The sequence below is a fragment of the Neisseria sicca 4320 genome, from assembly GCF_000193735.1.
Taxonomy (GTDB): domain Bacteria; phylum Pseudomonadota; class Gammaproteobacteria; order Burkholderiales; family Neisseriaceae; genus Neisseria; species Neisseria sicca_E.
The window spans coordinates 1-17,138 of the sequence record NZ_AEPF01000052.1 but is presented as its reverse complement, the minus strand read 5'-3'; the positions used below and the strand labels follow the sequence as shown (position 1 = coordinate 17,138).

General features: G+C 48.0%; 14 protein-coding genes and 1 pseudogene. 4 read left to right on the top strand and 11 right to left on the bottom strand.

Going from position 1 to position 17,138, the window contains the following annotated elements:
- Positions 1-12: 12 nt before the first annotated feature.
- From NSCA4_RS0104955 to NSCA4_RS15485, 6 genes and pseudogenes are all read right to left on the bottom strand, one after another.
- Positions 13-2,113 (bottom strand): annotated as a pseudogene (locus tag NSCA4_RS0104955) (peptidase domain-containing ABC transporter).
- Complete coding sequence (locus NSCA4_RS0104945; protein ID WP_016687102.1) at positions 2,110-3,402, bottom strand: HlyD family secretion protein; 1,293 nt, start codon at positions 3,400-3,402, stop codon at positions 2,110-2,112. Before NSCA4_RS0104945 ends, NSCA4_RS0104955 begins: the two are co-directional and overlap by 4 nt.
- Before the next feature lie 1,095 nt (positions 3,403-4,497).
- Positions 4,498-4,602: a bacteriocin gene (locus NSCA4_RS13750; protein WP_016687097.1), complete on the bottom strand. Its 105-nt coding sequence runs from the start codon at positions 4,600-4,602 to the stop codon at positions 4,498-4,500.
- Positions 4,603-4,949: 347 nt separating this feature from the next.
- Positions 4,950-5,135: a hypothetical protein gene (locus NSCA4_RS0104915; RefSeq protein ID WP_016687096.1), complete on the bottom strand. Its 186-nt coding sequence runs from the start codon at positions 5,133-5,135 to the stop codon at positions 4,950-4,952.
- 33 nt (positions 5,136-5,168) lie between these two features.
- Positions 5,169-5,399, bottom strand: a complete 231-nt coding sequence (locus NSCA4_RS0104910) for a Blp family class II bacteriocin (RefSeq protein ID WP_016687095.1) — start codon at positions 5,397-5,399, stop codon at positions 5,169-5,171.
- Positions 5,400-5,546: 147 nt separating this feature from the next.
- Positions 5,547-5,720: a hypothetical protein gene (locus NSCA4_RS15485; protein ID WP_016687094.1), complete on the bottom strand. Its 174-nt coding sequence runs from the start codon at positions 5,718-5,720 to the stop codon at positions 5,547-5,549.
- 420 nt (positions 5,721-6,140) lie between these two features.
- On the opposite strand from NSCA4_RS15485, the gene NSCA4_RS0104900 reads away from it, so the two are divergent.
- Positions 6,141-7,478, top strand: a complete 1,338-nt coding sequence (locus tag NSCA4_RS0104900) for a TolC family protein (RefSeq protein ID WP_016687093.1) — start codon at positions 6,141-6,143, stop codon at positions 7,476-7,478.
- Between the two features lie 147 nt (positions 7,479-7,625).
- Here NSCA4_RS0104900 and NSCA4_RS0104895 read toward each other — a convergent pair whose 3' ends face one another.
- The 3 genes from NSCA4_RS0104895 to NSCA4_RS0104885 all read right to left on the bottom strand — a co-directional run bounded on the left by NSCA4_RS0104895 (position 7,626) and on the right by NSCA4_RS0104885 (position 8,771).
- Positions 7,626-7,955 carry an FKBP-type peptidyl-prolyl cis-trans isomerase gene (locus NSCA4_RS0104895; protein WP_003743612.1) on the bottom strand — a complete coding sequence of 110 codons (330 nt, stop codon included), beginning with the start codon at positions 7,953-7,955 and terminating at the stop codon, positions 7,626-7,628.
- A gap of 164 nt (positions 7,956-8,119) precedes the next feature.
- On the bottom strand, positions 8,120-8,380 hold the full coding sequence (locus tag NSCA4_RS0104890) for a hypothetical protein (protein WP_016687092.1): 261 nt from the start codon (positions 8,378-8,380) through the stop codon (positions 8,120-8,122).
- Between the two features lie 172 nt (positions 8,381-8,552).
- On the bottom strand, positions 8,553-8,771 hold the full coding sequence (locus tag NSCA4_RS0104885) for a DUF2061 domain-containing protein (RefSeq protein ID WP_016687091.1): 219 nt from the start codon (positions 8,769-8,771) through the stop codon (positions 8,553-8,555).
- Between the two features lie 295 nt (positions 8,772-9,066).
- Between NSCA4_RS0104885 and NSCA4_RS0104880 the strand changes: the two genes are divergently transcribed.
- Complete coding sequence (locus NSCA4_RS0104880) at positions 9,067-10,017, top strand: D-2-hydroxyacid dehydrogenase (protein ID WP_016687090.1); 951 nt, start codon at positions 9,067-9,069, stop codon at positions 10,015-10,017.
- A 256-nt stretch (positions 10,018-10,273) separates the two neighbouring features.
- Here NSCA4_RS0104880 and gnd read toward each other — a convergent pair whose 3' ends face one another.
- The gene (gene gnd / locus NSCA4_RS0104875; RefSeq protein ID WP_016687089.1) at positions 10,274-11,722 is read right to left on the bottom strand and encodes a decarboxylating NADP(+)-dependent phosphogluconate dehydrogenase; all 1,449 of its coding nucleotides are present in this window, start codon (positions 11,720-11,722) and stop codon (positions 10,274-10,276) included.
- Positions 11,723-12,199: 477 nt separating this feature from the next.
- Between gnd and ggt the strand changes: the two genes are divergently transcribed.
- The gene (gene ggt, locus NSCA4_RS0104870; protein WP_016687088.1) at positions 12,200-13,969 is read left to right on the top strand and encodes a gamma-glutamyltransferase; all 1,770 of its coding nucleotides are present in this window, start codon (positions 12,200-12,202) and stop codon (positions 13,967-13,969) included.
- 439 nt (positions 13,970-14,408) lie between these two features.
- On the opposite strand, the gene lpxC is transcribed toward ggt, so the two are convergent.
- On the bottom strand, positions 14,409-15,323 hold the full coding sequence (gene lpxC, locus NSCA4_RS0104865; RefSeq protein WP_016687087.1) for a UDP-3-O-acyl-N-acetylglucosamine deacetylase: 915 nt from the start codon (positions 15,321-15,323) through the stop codon (positions 14,409-14,411).
- 566 nt (positions 15,324-15,889) lie between these two features.
- On the opposite strand from lpxC, the gene gap reads away from it, so the two are divergent.
- Positions 15,890-16,894, top strand: a complete 1,005-nt coding sequence (gene gap / locus NSCA4_RS0104860; protein WP_016687086.1) for a type I glyceraldehyde-3-phosphate dehydrogenase — start codon at positions 15,890-15,892, stop codon at positions 16,892-16,894.
- Positions 16,895-17,138 lie beyond the last annotated feature (244 nt).

Sequence of the window (17,138 nt, the reverse complement as noted above, 5' to 3'; positions counted from 1 at the left end):
CGCATGGGCGTTTTATTGGCCCCCTGCTTTCTGCATCCGCACCACCCTATCGGCGGATTCGATGGTTTCCTTGCGGTGTGCCACCATGATTTTGGTAATGTTGAGCAATTTCAGGTTTTCATTAATCGCCAGTTCGTTCTTCATGTCCAGATTGCTGGTGGCCTCGTCCAAAAACAGGATGCGTGGTCTTTTGTACAGCGCGCGTGCCAAGATGACGCGCTGTTTCTGCCCGCCGGACAAGGCATTACCCATATCGCCAATCAGGGTTTCGTAGCCCATAGGCATTCTGATAATGTCTTCATGTATCATCGCCATCGCCGCACATTGCACTATTAATTCCATATTTGGCGTTTCATCAAAAAAGCAGATGTTTTCGGCAATCGAGCCTGCGAACAATACGTCGTCCTGAGTTACCGTGCCGCTCAAGCCGCGGATGAACTTGGGCGAAAGTTTGTGGATGTCGTGCCCGTTCACCAATACTTTTCCCGATTCGGGCTTGAGGTTGCCGATTAAAATATTCATCAGCGTCGATTTGCCGCAGCCCGAACTGCCCGTAAACGCGATGGATTCGCCCTGTTTGATGTTCAAGCTGAAATTTTGCAGGACATAGGGTTCGCTGTCGGAATAGCGGAACGACACGTTTTCTACGGCAATATCAATATCGCCCGAAATCTCGGGAACATACGGGTCTGCAACTTCTTCCGCCTCTGTTTCGGTCAATACGATGTCCGCAAGGCGCTCGGCATACAGCCCCAACATTTTGATTTTGATGTATTGGTTGACCAAATCGCCCACCCGGTTTTCAAACTGGTCTTTGTAGGCAAGGAAAGCCATCAGCGCGCCGACGGAAAAGACACCGTCCAATACGCGGGTTGCGCCCAGGTAGATGATGACGATGCCTTCGATGCCGAACAAAAGTTTGTTGGCGAAATCGAAAACGTTGGTCAGCTTCAGGGTGGTCAGATGGGCATTGACGGTATCGACAAACAACGTCATCCATGAGCTGTGGCGCTGTTCGTCTTTCTCAAACAGTTTGACGGTATGAATACCGCGCACGGTTTCCATGAAATAAGTGTTTTGCTTGGCTTCATGAACAATGTTTTCTTCGGTCGCATTACGCAGCGGATAATATGCCGCGATGCGGATGATGATGTACAACACCAGCGCAATCAATACGACGACGGTCAGCATCGGGCTGTAAAAAAACATCAAACCTAAAGTAAAGACCGCCATAATGCCGCTCAAAACGGTTTTAAACGCAGTCGAAGTCAGCGTGTCCTGAATGTCGTCGATGGCGTGAAAGCGCGATATTACGTCGCCCAAATGCCGTTTGCTGAAATAATCGCTGGGCAGCTCGAGCAGGCGTTTGAACATATTCGCCTTCCATTGCACGTTCAGCGTGGTCGTCAGGTGCATATTGACCCATGCCTGAAGCAGGGAAGTCAGTTGTTCGATGATTTTCATCAGGCCGAATCCGAGTGCCAGCGTCAGCAAAAGGTTTCGGTCGGCGGAAACAATCACATGGTCGATAACCCATTGAGTGAAAAACGGACTGACCAAACCGAAAATTTCTAAAGCAAACGCCAAAATCAATACTTGGATAAGCGATTTGCCGATGCCGGTAATGCCTTTGACCAAAGCGGAAATTTTAACTTTCTGCTTGTCGTCTTTCGCTTCGAAATGCGTGTTCGGCCACATTTCCAGCGCAATGCCAGTAAATTTTTGCGACACTTCCTCCATCGGGATTTTCCGCATTCCGACAGCGGGATCCATGATGGTAATGCCGTTTTTTGCCGACTTCTTTCAAGACTACAAAATGGTTCAAATCCCAATGCAGGATACAGGGGGGTTTCAAATTGGGCAGGTCGTTCAAATCCAAACGTAGCGGACGCGAAGTCAGGTTCAAATCGTTGGCGTAATGCACGATGTTCGCCATGGTCGTACCCGTCTGCGAAATCGAATATTTCTGCCGCAATGTGCGTAAATCCGTGTGATAGCCGAAATAGCCCGCAATCGCAGTCAGACATGCCAAGCCACACTCGGCAATTTCCGTCTGCAAAACCACCGGCAGCTTTTTGCTGAATCCGAATGACAAACGTTCCAAATAACTCATCGGCCTAATTTTCCTGCAATGCTGTAAAGCGGGTCGAGTACCCATTCATAAAGTTTCTTACGCTCGTTCAGGATGTCGGCCTCCAAAGCCATCCCCATCTGCAACGGCTTTTCTTCACCGTAAACCTTGACCGTCTGCTTTTCAGGTTTGACCCTCACCAGATAAACCGACTCGTTCGGACGCGACGGATTTTCTTCCGTATCGGCAGGATAAACACCGCCCAAATTGGCAAGCTCCTGTTTGCCCATAGCCGTTTTCGCAATGGAAATGATTTTGCCTTCGGCATGACCGAATTTTTGATAAGGATAAGCCTGATAACGCAGAATCACTTTATCGTCAGGCTTGATAAAGCCGATGGCATTGCTCGGTACATAAAGGTTCGCCACCAAATCCGTCTTGCCCGGCACAATGCTGAGCAACAGGGTTGAAGCCGTTACCTGCTGACCGACTTCTACATTGGACGTACTGACATAACCCGACTTGCTCGCACGGATGACCTGTTCCTGCTGGGAATCCAGATTCAACGTTTCCTGCGTGATTTCCGCCACACTGCGATTCAACTGGCTCAACTCCGTCTGCTGTTTTTCGGGCAGGGTTTTCAAGGTCTGCCGCTGCGCATTCAACTCGCGGACAATGCCAGACTCTTCCCGCCGCAACGCATTCAGTTGGGACAGCTGGTCGAGGCGGCCGTTTTCATAGTCCATCATCTGCTGTTCGGAAATAAAACCTTTTTTCAAAAGGGGGCGGTATTTCGCAATCAACTCTTCGGCAAGCGCTACACGCTTTTTCTGTCCCGAAATCTGGCTGCGCACATCGGCAAGCTGGTTTTCCAGACGGCTGACGCTGTCGGTAGTCGTCCGCGCCTCCCCTTCCTGCAACTTCTTCTGCCGCTCGATTTCATGAAGCAGCATTTCCTTTTTCGCTTCCGCCTCCTTGACCAGACGGTCGCGGATATTGCCCTCGCCGTTGTAACGCGGCATCGAAAGCTTCAGCAGAACATCGCCTTCTTGCACAAAATCGCCTTCTTTCACCATTTTCTCGGTAACGATGCCGGTATCCGCAGGATAAACCCGCACCAAGCCCGACACAGGCATCAACTGCCCCTCGACATTGGTCTTGCGCGTATAGCTGCCGAAAAAGGCAAACAATAAAATCGCCGCCGCCGCCGAAGCCGCGCAGCCCGTCAAAAACACAAAAGAAAACGGGCGGGTCATGACGACATGCCCCGTCCACTTGTTCTTCTTCGCCTCGAAAATCTCAGGGCGGAAAAAACTGTTGTTATCAGCCATTCATTACACTCGATTTCTCAATACGTCGTCTGAAAAACTTCCTAAAGCATATCAACCATTATTTCAAACTGTTCAAGCCGACGGCAATCCCGCACAAAAAGCCGACAATCGCGACAATGCTGAAAATAATGACATAAAGGGTTTTAGTTTTCTTGTCTTGAGTCATGGTATTTTTTATTGAAAAATTTGTTCAGAAGCAGGATAAGCGGTACGAATATCAACGTGGAAACAGCAGCATAGCGCAGCGACTTGGCAAAATTCGGATAAATGAAAAAATACGACATTAACAAGTTTACCGAAAAGTAAACCACGCCCGAAACCGCCGCATTTTTCAATAATTTTTTGGTGTTTTTTTCAATCTTCTTCATAGTCCTACTTCCTTTTCGACAAATGGCAACAAATAACAGTCATGGCAAGGATGACGATATTGTCCAGAACATATTGGTTTTTGTAGGCTTCAGGCTCATGGGGTAAACAAACCAATGCAGAACAGAAAATAGGATGTTTGATAGAAAAACGACTTTCAAATCGATAAATTTTTTCATATGCGCCGCAACGAATAATCAGTAAACAATACCAAAGACAAAAACATCAAAAATGCCTCGGCATAAACAGCAAAAACATTCCACACGAATCCGTAACGGTAAAGCTCATAGCACCAACCGCATACCGCCATCAGACAGAATACGGCAAAGACATATTTGCACACAGTCAAAACAGCCTGAAACCGCTTGCCTTTACCAAAAATCCGATCGCCGTCCATACGATAAACCGTCCCTACCTACTCTTCCGTTCGGTTTTTCAAAAGTTTTTCGCCCGCCAAGGTCATGAGAAATATAAACAATGCCGATAAAAAACCAAGCAATAGAGAACGGGATAAAGCGTATTTGGAAAAAAAATAATACACCGCAGACAAGACGGCGAATACGGCAAAGTCCAAAAACAATATCGATTTCAAGCTGCGCTTTTTATTCATCTCGATTTCCCAAAACCATTCCAAACAACATGTCGTCTGAAAAGATACTGCCCGTCAAAGCAACCGCATGGGCATCCTTACCTAAACGGCTGCACCTTCGGGGCAGAACCTTATTCCGATCAAAACCATCTCATCCACGGAAAATTGATGACAGGAAGGACGCAGCCTCCTTCGGTAATACCGCCGGAAATTTTTTCCAAATCTTTGATATCCAGTTGTTTCATAATAAATTCCTTAAATAATAAATAATTCTTCAATAAATTTCATAATTAACATATCTTTATATTATGAAAACATGTTAATTAAGATTTTTTCTCAAAAAACCTTCTTCCAAATACTGTTAATGCAAAAACAAATAATGTACACAGGAAGCTTAAAACTATTGAATTTAACAAAGTATAATTTGACCCGAAATAATATACCAAAATCAGCATAATAAACAATATTAAATCAGTAATTAATATAGGTTTCAGATTACTTTTTTTACTCATACTTTCTCCAATAATAGAAATAGTAGAATAAGTACATAGGTACAGATTTCATCTGTACCTATGTATGGGGTTAAATTTAATTAGCCTGTTGTCCAGCGTTCACCCAACACACCACCGGCAACAAATCCAACACCTAGCCCAATACCAGCGCCAACAGGACCTCCAAATGATCCTCCACCAAAGCCAGCAGCACCTCCCATAACGGCACCTTTCCAACTCCAACCACCAGTTACATTTTCAATGTCTTTCATTTCCAGTTTTTGCATAATAAAAATCCTTATATAAAAATTTAAAAATAATTAATCATTCCAAGTTGCTGCTGCGCCAAGAACGCCGCCACCAATCGCACCTAAAGCGGCTGCACCAGCAACACCCCATGGTCCTAAGGGAGCTCCCCATTTGGCAGAACCAAAGCCGCCACCTAATGCACCAGCAGCAACCACGCCCCAATCAATACCACCGGCAATCAAATCCAATTCTTCCATAGTCAATTCACGGACAAAAGAATCATTCATAGCTAAAGTTTGCATAATAATCTCCTAAAGATTAAGTTTTACAAAAGGCATAAAGCCCGTTTAAAACCGGAAGGCGGCTCTCCGCCTCCCGTCTTACGGAGAAAGAAAATATTTCTGCGAAAAATGTTTTCTTTCTCTGTATCCTTATACCGAATCTATGATTCAGTTGTTGCGAACGGCTTCGCGGGCTTCTTTCCATGCGTCGCTTAAAGCGTCGCCGGCTTTGGAGAAGCCGTCGCCCATTTCTTTCCAAAAATCTTTCCAGTCTTTCCGGAAGTCTCTGAAGTTGTAACCGCCGGCTACTTGTTCCAATTCGTGCTGTTTCAGATCTTTCATGATTATTACCTCATATCACGTTGATTAATCAGGATGTAACGGCTTTTATGTTTTGCCGTTTCATCGGTTGCGTGTTAGTGGGACAGAGAAAAATGAGAATTAGTTCTGTTTAATTTTGCACGAATACGCAAAGATAATTTAAGTTATCATTACCATATTTGAATCAAAATCTTTTTACCTTACCCTTTAAAGATAATATCTTAATAACGCAGTCTCGGTTATTTGCCTTTTTAAGATAAACACATAATTAAATTTTATATCTTTACAAACATTAATTATTAGAAAATCAGAGTTATAGTTTTTCAATGCCGTATGATAATTTTCATCTTTTTTTATAGCGTTGTAATATTTTTTATCCGAGAAAACTATTTTAGAAAATATATACACTAATTATTTTATTTTTAGGAAATAATATTAGTCATGTCTGATATTAAATTGACGTTTTGGTGCGTTTTACCTGTTTGCCTGATTTCCCCTGCCGCTCATTCTTTCACGCTGTTTGATGCCTGGCAGGCTGCATTGGGATATTCCGCCGATTATTCTGCGGCAAAATACGAACGCGATGCCGAAGCGGCGAAAAAGGTACTGGCACGGGCAGATCTTCTGCCTCAGACAAGTGCCAATTACCAATATCAGAAACAGCCTTATTCGCTTTCTTCCAATACCCAAAGCAACGGTTGGAACGTCCAAATCAGCCAAGTATTGTTCGACCGCAGTAAATTCGCTCAATACAAACAGGGAAAATTGGCTGAAGAGATGGCGGATATCCGGTTGGACAACAGAGGTAACGAACTGCGGATAGAAGTGGCAAATGCTTATTTCGATGTATTGATGTATAGGGACAAGCTGCGGGCGGTTCGTGCGGAGAAAGATACTTATGAAAAACAGGTCAAGCGTGCGCAGGAAATGTTCCATCAAGGAGCGGCAACGGTGTTGGATACCCATGAGGCCATGTCGGGTTACGACAATGCGCTGGCTAAAGAAGTAGATACGCTGACCAGGCTGAAAACGTCGGAAAGCACGCTTGCCAATCTGACAGGGCTGAATCCTAGCGAAATTACCGTTTTGAATATGAAGGGCGGAAACGAACCTGTCGATTTATTGGACTATTCCCAAGAACAGGAATGGCAGGCCTTGGCCCAGGCGCATAATCCGGAATGGCAGTTGCAGCGTAAGAATCTGGAAAACGCACAGCAGGAAGTAAAGGCCGCAAAAGGAACAAGGATGCCGACGGTAACTGTCAACGGCGGTTATACGGACAGCAGGGGCACTTACCACTACGATTACAGTGCATACGGTGCGGGCAGTTTCGACCAAGATTACCGAAGCAAAGGGGCAACATTCAATATACAGGTCAGCATGCCGCTTTTTACGGGCGGCAAAATATCGGGCCGAATCAAGGAAGCCGCATCGCGCGAGATGCAGCAACGCGAGCTGCTGACGGCGGCCGAACGTAAAATCCGCCTTGCCGTCAAACAGGCGTATGACACGATCCGCAGTAATAAAATGCAGATTACGGCCCAACAGCGCCTTTTGGAAAGCAACCGTGCCAAGCTGGAAGCAACCCGTTTGGGACGGCAGGTCGGTATCCGTAACAATCTGGAGGAAATACAGGCGCAACAGGCGGCATCGGATGCAGAACAAAAACTCGCCGAAGCCAAATACGGCTATATCAAGGCTTATTTGCAACTGTTGCAAAGCGCAGGCGTATTGGGAGACGAAAACCGCATCCGCAGGCTGAGTGCGGCTTTGTTTTAATTTCGAAAATTTGTAGAACCATTAAAGCAGGATTTCACTAAAGCAGTATGAGATACAAAAAGGTCGTCTGAAAACCTCAAAATTCGGTTTTCAGACGACCTTTCGCTCTTTTTCAAAGCAGAAAATCCATTACAACGCCGTCAGGCATTATTCATAAACTTTCAACAGCTCCACTTCAAAAACCAACGTCGCGTTAGGCGGGATCACGCCGCCCGCGCCGCGTGCGCCGTAGCCCATTTCGGCGGGGATAGTCAGCTTGCGTTTGCCGCCTTCCTTCATGCCGCCGAAACCTTCGTCCCAGCCTTGAATGACCTGACCCACGCCCAGCGTAATCGTCAGCGGCTGACGACGGTCGAGGCTGGAGTCGAATTTGGTGCCGTCTTCCAGCCAACCGGTGTAATGCACGGTAATTTCCTTGCCCTTCACGGCCTCTTTGCCGTGGCCTTCCTGCAAATCTTCAATAATCAAACCGCTCATGTTTTATCCTTTCATAGCGTTTTCAATCAGTTAACAATATCGACTCTTCGATATTCCGCGCTGAAGGGTATCATAGCTGCCGTTTCCGATAAAGCAAAAGGTCGTCTGAAAACGGGTGGATACGTTTCAGACGACCTTTCAACTTATCGTCAACCGATGGGCAATCAATTTGAGCCGTTTTGCAGCGAGCGGGCATAGGTGTCGTTGTAGCCGATGTCGGTAATTTCGCGCACGCCTGTGGCAGGTGCGGTGAATTTCACGCGGTCATCATCTTTACGCATATCGTGCGCGTCGTGATATTCGACTTTGGCTAAACCCGGAATGGGGCCGGAGTCGTTGGCATGGTTCCATTCAGGAATGCGGCTGTCGGCAAAAGATGCGGCGGCGGCAACGGCGATGAGGGAGGCGAAGAGTGCTTTTTTCATGATACTTTCCTTATGATGTTGAATATAAAAGATGAACTGCATAGGCGTTCAAGCGATGGAAAGCATTTTATTGATTTCGTTTGGATTAATAAATATCCATTTTGTTGAAAGAATATTTATCAATAAGAAACAATATGCCATAACCCGTTTTCAGACGACCTCCCTGCAAAACTTATCCACAATGGTGCAGCGGCGTAGTCCATTCCTGTTTCACGGTTTTACTTTTTTCGTAACGTCGCCATGCTTTTTCGTGAAAATAGAAAACGACGGTGTTGGCAAGCGGCTCGACCAGCGCGACTGCGCTTGAGATGCCGATGCTGCCGGTCAAAATATAGGCAACGCCGAACGCGGTGGCGAAATGTAAAATGGCAAAGGTCATGGTTTTAATCATGATGGTTTCCTGATATGGTGATGTCTGTATGATTCGGATAATATAGTGAATTAACTTTCAACCAGTACGGCGTTGCCTCGCCTTAGCTCAAAGAGAACGATTCTCTAAGGTGCTGAAGCACCAAGTGAATCGGTTCCGTACTATCTGTACTGTCTGCGGCTTCGTCGCCTTGTCCTGATTTTTGTTAATCCACTATAACTATTCTCAACTGCGCCGTATATTGCGCCGTATCTTTTGAATATTTTATTTAAATTTAGTTTATTTCAATCATTATTTAATTTTCGATAGGTAAAAAATGAATCCGCTGTGCATTGCCGTTCTCGACCGCGACACGCTTGCCGACCGTCCGTTTGACTTTGATTTTCCGCATACTTTAAGCAGCTATGGTTCGACTGAGGCGCATCAGACCGCCGAGCGCATACGGGGCGCGGACATCATCATTACCAACAAAGTCGTGATTTCCGCCGAACACATCGCCGCCAACCCGCAGCTCAAACTGATTGCGCTAGCCGCGACGGGCGTCAACAATGTTGACCTTGCTGCCGCCAAGCAAGCGGGCGTGAGCGTGTGCAACATCCGCGCTTACGGCAACGAATCAGTGGCGGAACACGCTTTTATGCTGATGATTACCCTGATGCGCAACCTGCCTGCCTATCAGCGAGACGTTGCAGCAGGCTTGTGGGAAAACTCGCCGTTTTTCTGCCACCTCGGCGCACCGATGCGCGATTTGAACGGCAAAACACTGGCGATTTTCGGTCGCGGCAATATTGGTAAAACGCTGGCAACTTATGCGCAGGCTTTCAAAATGAATGTCGTGTTCGCCGAACATAAACACGCCGAAACCGTCCGCGACGGCTATGTTTCCTTTGACGAAGTCATCCGCTCCGCCGACGCGCTGTCGCTGCATTGCCCGCTCACGCCGGAAACGGCAAACATGATAGGCGAAGCCGAATTGCAGCAAATGAAACCCGGCGCCATCCTCATCAACTGCGGGCGCGGCGGCTTGGTTGATGAAGCCGCTTTGGTTGCGGCGTTGAAATACGGCCAAATCGGCGGGGCAGGTTTTGACGTGTTGACACAAGAGCCGCCGCGCGACGGCAACCCTCTGCTGAAAGCCCGCCTGCCCAACCTCATTGTCACGCCACACATTGCATGGGCAAGCCAAGAGGCCGCCAACCGTCTGTTTGACATCCTTGTGGACAACATCAACCGCTTCGTCACAGGCAATCCGCAGAATCTGGTTTGATGCCGACAGCCCTAGTCCTGTTGATAATTTTGTGAACAATTTAAAAGGTCGTCTGAAAATTTTCAGACGACCTTTTTGTATATCAATAGTTTTCAATGAATTAGGTTTGGTTTGATTGAATTGGAATTAGGTTTAAATTGTGGATAAGTTGTGAGCAATCAGTGGATTTTATCAAAAACCGATGCTTTAAAACGGCAAAGGTCGTCTGAAACCTGAATCTTGGTTTTCAGACGACCTTTTCGCTGGTTCAAACAAATCAAATATCGTAAGTAGTCGATGCGGTATCGCCGCCTTTGCCTGTCCAATTGGTGTGGAAGAACTCGCCGCGCGGTTTGTCAGTGCGCTCGTAGGTGTGCGCGCCGAAGTAGTCGCGTTGGGCTTGCAACAGATTGGCGGGCAGGCGTTCGGTGGTGTAGCCGTCGAGGAAGGTAATCGCGGAAGCCATGCAGGGCATGGGGATGCCGCATTCGATGGCTTTGGCGACCACTTTGCGCCATGCGGGCAGGCAGTTTTCCAATACGCCTTTAAAATAGGGATCGGAACCCAAAAACACCAAATCGGGATTGGCTTCGTATGCGTCGCGGATGTTGCCCAAGAACGCGCTGCGGATGATGCAGCCTTCGCGCCACAGAAGGGCGGTGTTGCCGTAGTTCAATGCCCAATCGTTGTTTTCGCCGGCTTCGCGGATGAGCATGAAGCCTTGTGCGTAGGAGATGATTTTGGATGCCAACAGGGCTTGGCGCAGGGCTTCGACCCATGCGGCTTTGTCGCCGTCAACGGGGCTGATGGTTTTGCCGAACAAGCTGCCGGTTTGAACGCGTTGGTCTTTGAGCGCGGACACGCAGCGGGCGAACACGGCTTCGGAAATCAGCGTCAGCGGGATACCCAAATCGAGGGCGTTGATGCCGGTCCATTTGCCTGTACCTTTTTGTCCGGCGGTATCGAGGATTTTTTCGACCAAAGGTTCGCCGTTTTCGTCTTTGTAGCCCAAAATCGCGGCGGTGATTTCAATCAGGTAGGAATCCAGCTCAGTTTGGTTCCATTCGCTGAAAATGCGGTGCATTTCGTCGTAGCTCAGACCCAAGCCGTCTTTCATGAATTGATAGGCTTCGCAAATCAACTGCATATCGCCGTATTCGATGCCGTTGTGCACCATTTTGACGAAATGGCCTGCGCCGTCGCGGCCGACCCAGTCGCAGCAGGGTTCGCCTTGCGGGGTTTTGGCAGCAATGGCTTGGAAGATGGGTTTGACGGCGGGCCATGCGGCTTCGTCGCCGCCGGGCATGATGGACGGACCGTGACGCGCGCCTTCTTCGCCGCCGGAAACGCCCGCGCCGATAAAGCGGATGCCTTTTGCCGCCAGCTCGTGGGTGCGGCGGGTGGAATCGGGATAGTTGGCATTGCCGCCGTCAATAATAATGTCGCCTTGCTCCAAAAGCGGGACAAGTTGCTCAATAAAGTCGTCAACGACAGAACCTGCGCGCACCATCATCATGATTTTGCGAGGTTTTTCCAGTTTATCTACTAAATCTTGCAATGAATAGGCACCGATAATGTTGGTGCCTTTGGCTGCGCCGTTGAGAAAATCGTCTACTTTAGCGGTGGTCCGGTTGTAAGCCACAACTTTGAAACCACGATCGTTCATATTCAAAATCAAGTTTTGACCCATAACGGCCAAGCCGATGACGCCGATATCGCCTTTCATTGATGGAAACTCCATTATTAATTTAATTTATCAGCCGCAACTCTATCTGATTTACAGATGTTTAACAATCCTTAACTATCTAATTTTTTGAAAAGATGACTTTACGTTGCGAGCGTTGGCTGCGCGTTGGGAAAACAAACTATAAATAAGATTTTAAATAATAAATAGATGATTATATTGAGTCGCGCATTTTTTTGTGTATAACTTTGATTCCTTATTCAGTTCAATAAGTTGAATGCAGATTTTGGATGCGGATAAACTGACGTTTGCCTTGTTGGCAGATGTGGATAATTTTGACATTCGGTTTGGCTCTGTGCATAACTTTCCGGCTATACACACAGCCTGCCGGTTTATACCGTTCTCAAACGGAACTGTATGACGAGATAAACAGTCCAATGGATTTTCATGTTTTAGACGACCTTTTGTACTTTTCAACAGCAGGTCGTCTGAAAAATAGCTAACTAAAAGGGAGCAGATATGAAATTTTCTTTTGGATTAAACCTGTTGGCAGTTTTGGTTTTGGCGGCATGTGCGCATCAGCCGATGCAGAAACCTGATGCCGCGCCTGTGCCGACGGCTGTGGATAACCATGCGCCGGAACAAGGGACGGGGCTGACCGAGCAGAAATTGATCCGCGCCAAACATTATATGGCGGCGTCTGCCAATCCGTTGGCGACCGAGGCGGGATACGAGATTTTAAAACGCGGCGGTAGCGCGATAGATGCGATGATTGCCATGCAGACGACCTTGGGTCTGACCGAACCGCAGTCTTCCGGTTTGGGCGGCGGCGCGTTTTTGGTGTATTGGGACAATAAGGCGAAAAAACTGACGACGTTTGATGCCCGCGAAACGGCGCCGAAAGCGGCAACGCCGGAGCTTTTTTTGGATGAAAACGGCAAACCGATGGGCTTTATGAACGCAGTAGTCGGCGGTCGTTCGGTCGGCGTGCCGGGGATTCCGAAGCTGCTGGAAGATGTCCATAAGCGTTACGGCAAATTGCCGTGGGCAAGCCTGTTTGACAAACCGATTGCTTTGGCGGAACAAGGCTTTACCGTTTCGCCGCGTATGGCGAAATCCATCGAGCAAAATCTAGAGCCTTTGAAACGCTATCCGCAAACTGCCGCGTATTTCCTGCCCGACGGCAAGCCTTTGGCAGCGGGAACGGTGTTGAAAAACCCTGAATTTGCCCGCTCCGTGCGCCTGTTGGCGGAAAAAGGCAGTGCGCCGTTTTATCAGGGGGCGCAGGCGCAGAATATTGTCCGTGCCGTTACCGGCGCTGTGGATAACCCCGGCAAAATCAGTTTGTCGGATTTGAAAAACTACCGCGTCGTCGAGCGTCAACCGGTTTGTGCGCCCTATCGTGAATACGAAGTCTGCGGCATGGGCGCGCCAAGTTCGGGCGCGATTGCTTTGGGCGAGATTTTGGGCGTGTTGCAAAATCAGGATATGAAGGCGTTGGGATCGGAAAATATCCACAGTTGGCGCTGGATAGGCGATGCGTCGAGAATTGCGTTTGCCGACCGCGATCATTACATCGGCGATCCCGCGTTTGTCAACGTCCCGACCCGAGCCTTGATTTCGCAAGCTTATCTGAAACCGCGTGCTGAAGAAATCCGCCAAGCCGACAAGGCGTTGGAAAACATTCAGGCGGGTAAGTTTGGCAAGAAATACGCGCAGGGTATGGCGGTAGAGCTGCCGTCCACCAGCCATTTGGTGGTGGTGGATAAAGACGGCAACGTCGTGTCGATGACGACTTCGATTGAAAACGCGTTCGGCTCGGGGCTGATGGCAAACGGCTATCTGCTCAATAATGAATTGACCGATTTCGCTTTCAACCCTGTCGGCGCGGACGGTAAAACCGTTGCCAACAGCGTGGCGGGCGGCAAACGGCCGCGTTCTTCGATGGCGCCGACCATCGTGATGAAAGACGGCAAACCTTATATGGCGGTCGGTTCGCCCGGCGGCAGCCGCATCATCGGTTTCGTCGCCAAAACGCTGGTGGCGCATATCGACTGGGGCATGGACATTCAGGCGGCAATCTCCCTGCCGAATATGCTCAATCGCGGCAGCCAATATGAAATCGAGGAAAAAACCGCTGCGGCGGACAAAGCGGCAGACTTGGAAAAACTGGGCTATAAAGTCCAAGTCCGCGATTTGAATTCCGGCGTACAAGGCATTGTGATCGGCAAAGACGGTTTGCTCGGCGGTGCCGACCCGCGCCGCGAAGGCAAAGTCATGGGCGATTGATCACTGATCGGCTTGTGGATAAAAGGTCGTCTGAAATCCGAATTTGGGTTTTCAGACGACCTTTTTTACCGCTGGAGAAAAGCTATGGATAAAATGTGTATAAAATTTGAGAAAAAATATAATCTTTCTATTTTTCAGAAGGATAGATTAGATAGTCATGTGGATAATCAAGGTTGAAATATTGGCAGAAGATGGTTTTGAGACCTTTGCAAAAATAGTCTGTTAACGAAATTTGACGCATAAAAATGCGCCAAAAAATTTCAATTGACTAAAACCTTCCTAATATTGAGCAAAAAGTAGGAAAAATCAGAAAAGTTTTGCATTTTGAAAATGAGATTGAGCATAAAATTTTAGTAACCTATGTTATTGCAAAGGTCTCATTCAATAAAAATGCTGTGGACGAACCATCATCCACAGCATTTTTGTACGCCGTCTTATCTCAAGCCGCGGGCAGCTCGTGGAAGGCAGACGGCAAATCTTCATCGTCGCCGAATTCAACCCATTTGTAAGCGGTTTCGTCCGCCAAAACCGCGCGCAATAAAGCGTTGTTGATGGCATGGCCGGATTTGTAGCCTTCGAATGCGCCGATAATCGGGTGTCCGATGATATACAAATCGCCGATGGCATCGAGGATTTTGTGGCGGACGAATTCGTCGGGATAACGTAAACCTTCCGGATTCAAAACGTCCATGTCGTCAATCACAATGGCGTTGTTCAAATTGCCGCCCAGCCCGAGATTGTGGGCGCGCATCATTTCCACTTCGTGCATAAAGCCGAAGGTGCGCGCGCGCGCGATTTCGTCGATGTAGGACTTGCCCGCGAAATCGATTTCAAAAGTGGGCGAGCTGCGGTTGAAAACCGGATGGTCGAATTCGATGGTCAGCGTCACTTTAAAGCCGTCATACGGCGTAAAGCGCACCCATTTGCCCGCTTCCTTGACTTCGACAGGCTTGAGGATTTTCAAAAACCGCTTTTGCGCCTTTTGATCGACAACGCCCGCGTCTTGCAAAAGATAGATAAACGGCAGGCTGGAGCCGTCCATAATCGGGATTTCGGGCGCGTTCAACTCAATCAGTGCATTGTCGATGCCGTAGGCAGACAGCGCGGACATGATGTGTTCGATGGTGCCGACGCGTACGCCTTTGTCGGTCACGATGGTGGACGACAGGCGCGTATCGTTGATGAGGTAGGGCGTAAGTTTGATGGTTTCGCCCATTTCGCCGTCCAAATCGGTACGGCGGAAGGAAATCCCGCTGTTTTCAGGCGCAGGGTGTAAGGTCAGCGCGACCCGTTCGCCCGAATGCAGCCCGACGCCGGTTACGCTGATGGATTTTGCCAAAGTTCGTTGCAGCATGAACCGCCTCCTTAGTAATCATTGGTTTGATGTTTGGATAATACGATAAAAAGGAAAAATAATCCATTATTTTTAATAGTATTTGCTAATGTAGACGTTTCGCAGCCACAGATTTTCAGACGACCTTTTGTACCGATAAGATTATCCACAAAATGACGTGTAATCGAAGTGGACAAATCTGATTTTATCCACAGAAAAATTCAAACAATTACAGATTATCCGACTTTGTTCTTACAAAAAACAGAACTTGAACGCAGCCTTTAAATGAATACAACAATTTGATTATAAAACCAGTAATCAGGTTATCCACAAAATAGGGACGTACTCATCATAATCACCATTTTTTTAAATAATCACATATTAATTTAAAAACCGGCCGGAATTTATCCCCAAATATGGATGCAAATCTTGCCAATGTACGTTTTCAGACGACCTATTTCATGGTTTTTTTATTTAAATCAAACATTTTTAAAGTAGCTTCGTGTAATTCTAGGTAGTAGTTTTATTTCAGGATACAATGCCCTTATTGAAATTTTTCCCCTTTCCCTACTACAAGGAGTATGAAAATGAGCATCAAAGTAGCGATTAACGGTTTCGGCCGCATCGGCCGTCTGGCATTGCGTCAAATTGAAAAAGCCGAAGGTATCGAAGTCGTCGCCGTCAACGACCTGACCCCTGCCGAAATGCTGCTGCACCTTTTCAAATACGACAGCACCCAAGGCCGCTTCCAAGGTACTGCCGAATTGAAAGACGATGCCATCGTGGTGAACGGCAAAGAAATCAAAGTCTTCGCCAATCCGAATCCTGAAGAATTGCCTTGGGGCGAATTGGGCGTGGACGTCGTTCTCGAATGTACCGGCTTCTTTACCAGCAAAACCAAAGCCGAAGCCCACATCCGCGCCGGTGCGCGCAAAATCGTTATTTCCGCACCCGGCGGCAATGACGTGAAAACCGTCGTATATGGCGTGAACCAAGACATTTTGGACGGCAGCGAAACCGTCATCTCCGCCGCTTCCTGCACCACCAACTGCCTTGCCCCGATGGCGGCAGTCCTGCAAAAAGAGTTCGGCGTAGTCGAAGGCCTGATGACCACCATCCACGCCTACACCGGCGACCAAAACACTCTTGACGCACCGCACCGCAAAGGCGATTTGCGCCGTGCCCGCGCCGCCGCGCTCAACATCGTGCCCAACAGTACCGGCGCCGCCAAAGCCATCGGTTTGGTTATCCCCGAATTGAACGGCAAACTCGACGGCTCCGCCCAACGCGTCCCTGTCGCCACCGGCTCGCTGACCGAATTGGTTTCCATCCTCGAACGCCCTGTGACCAAAGAAGAAATCAATGCTGCGATGAAAGCTGCTGCCAGCGATGCTTTAGGGTACACTGAAGATCAAATCGTTTCTTCCGACGTCGTCGGTATCGAATACGGCTCACTCTTCGATGCAACCCAAACCCGCGTGATGACCGTAGGCGACAAACAACTGGTAAAAACCGTCGCCTGGTACGACAACGAAATGTCTTACACCTGCCAACTCGTCCGCACTTTGGAATACTTCGCAGGCAAAATCTAAAAGATTTCGGATTGGGTAAACCAGTCTGTGGATAAGTAAGAGAAAAGGTCGTCTGAAAACGAGCGTGAACGAGTTTTACTAAACTTGGTTTCACATTTTCAGACGACCTTGTTTTTTATTTGTAACCTGCACCCTCTCCCGTCTGGCGGGAGAGGGTTGGGGAGAGGGTGGTTCTGCGATCTATACGAATTTGATTTTACCTAAACCCACAAAGCCACCACCCCTACCTACCCTACCCCGTCCC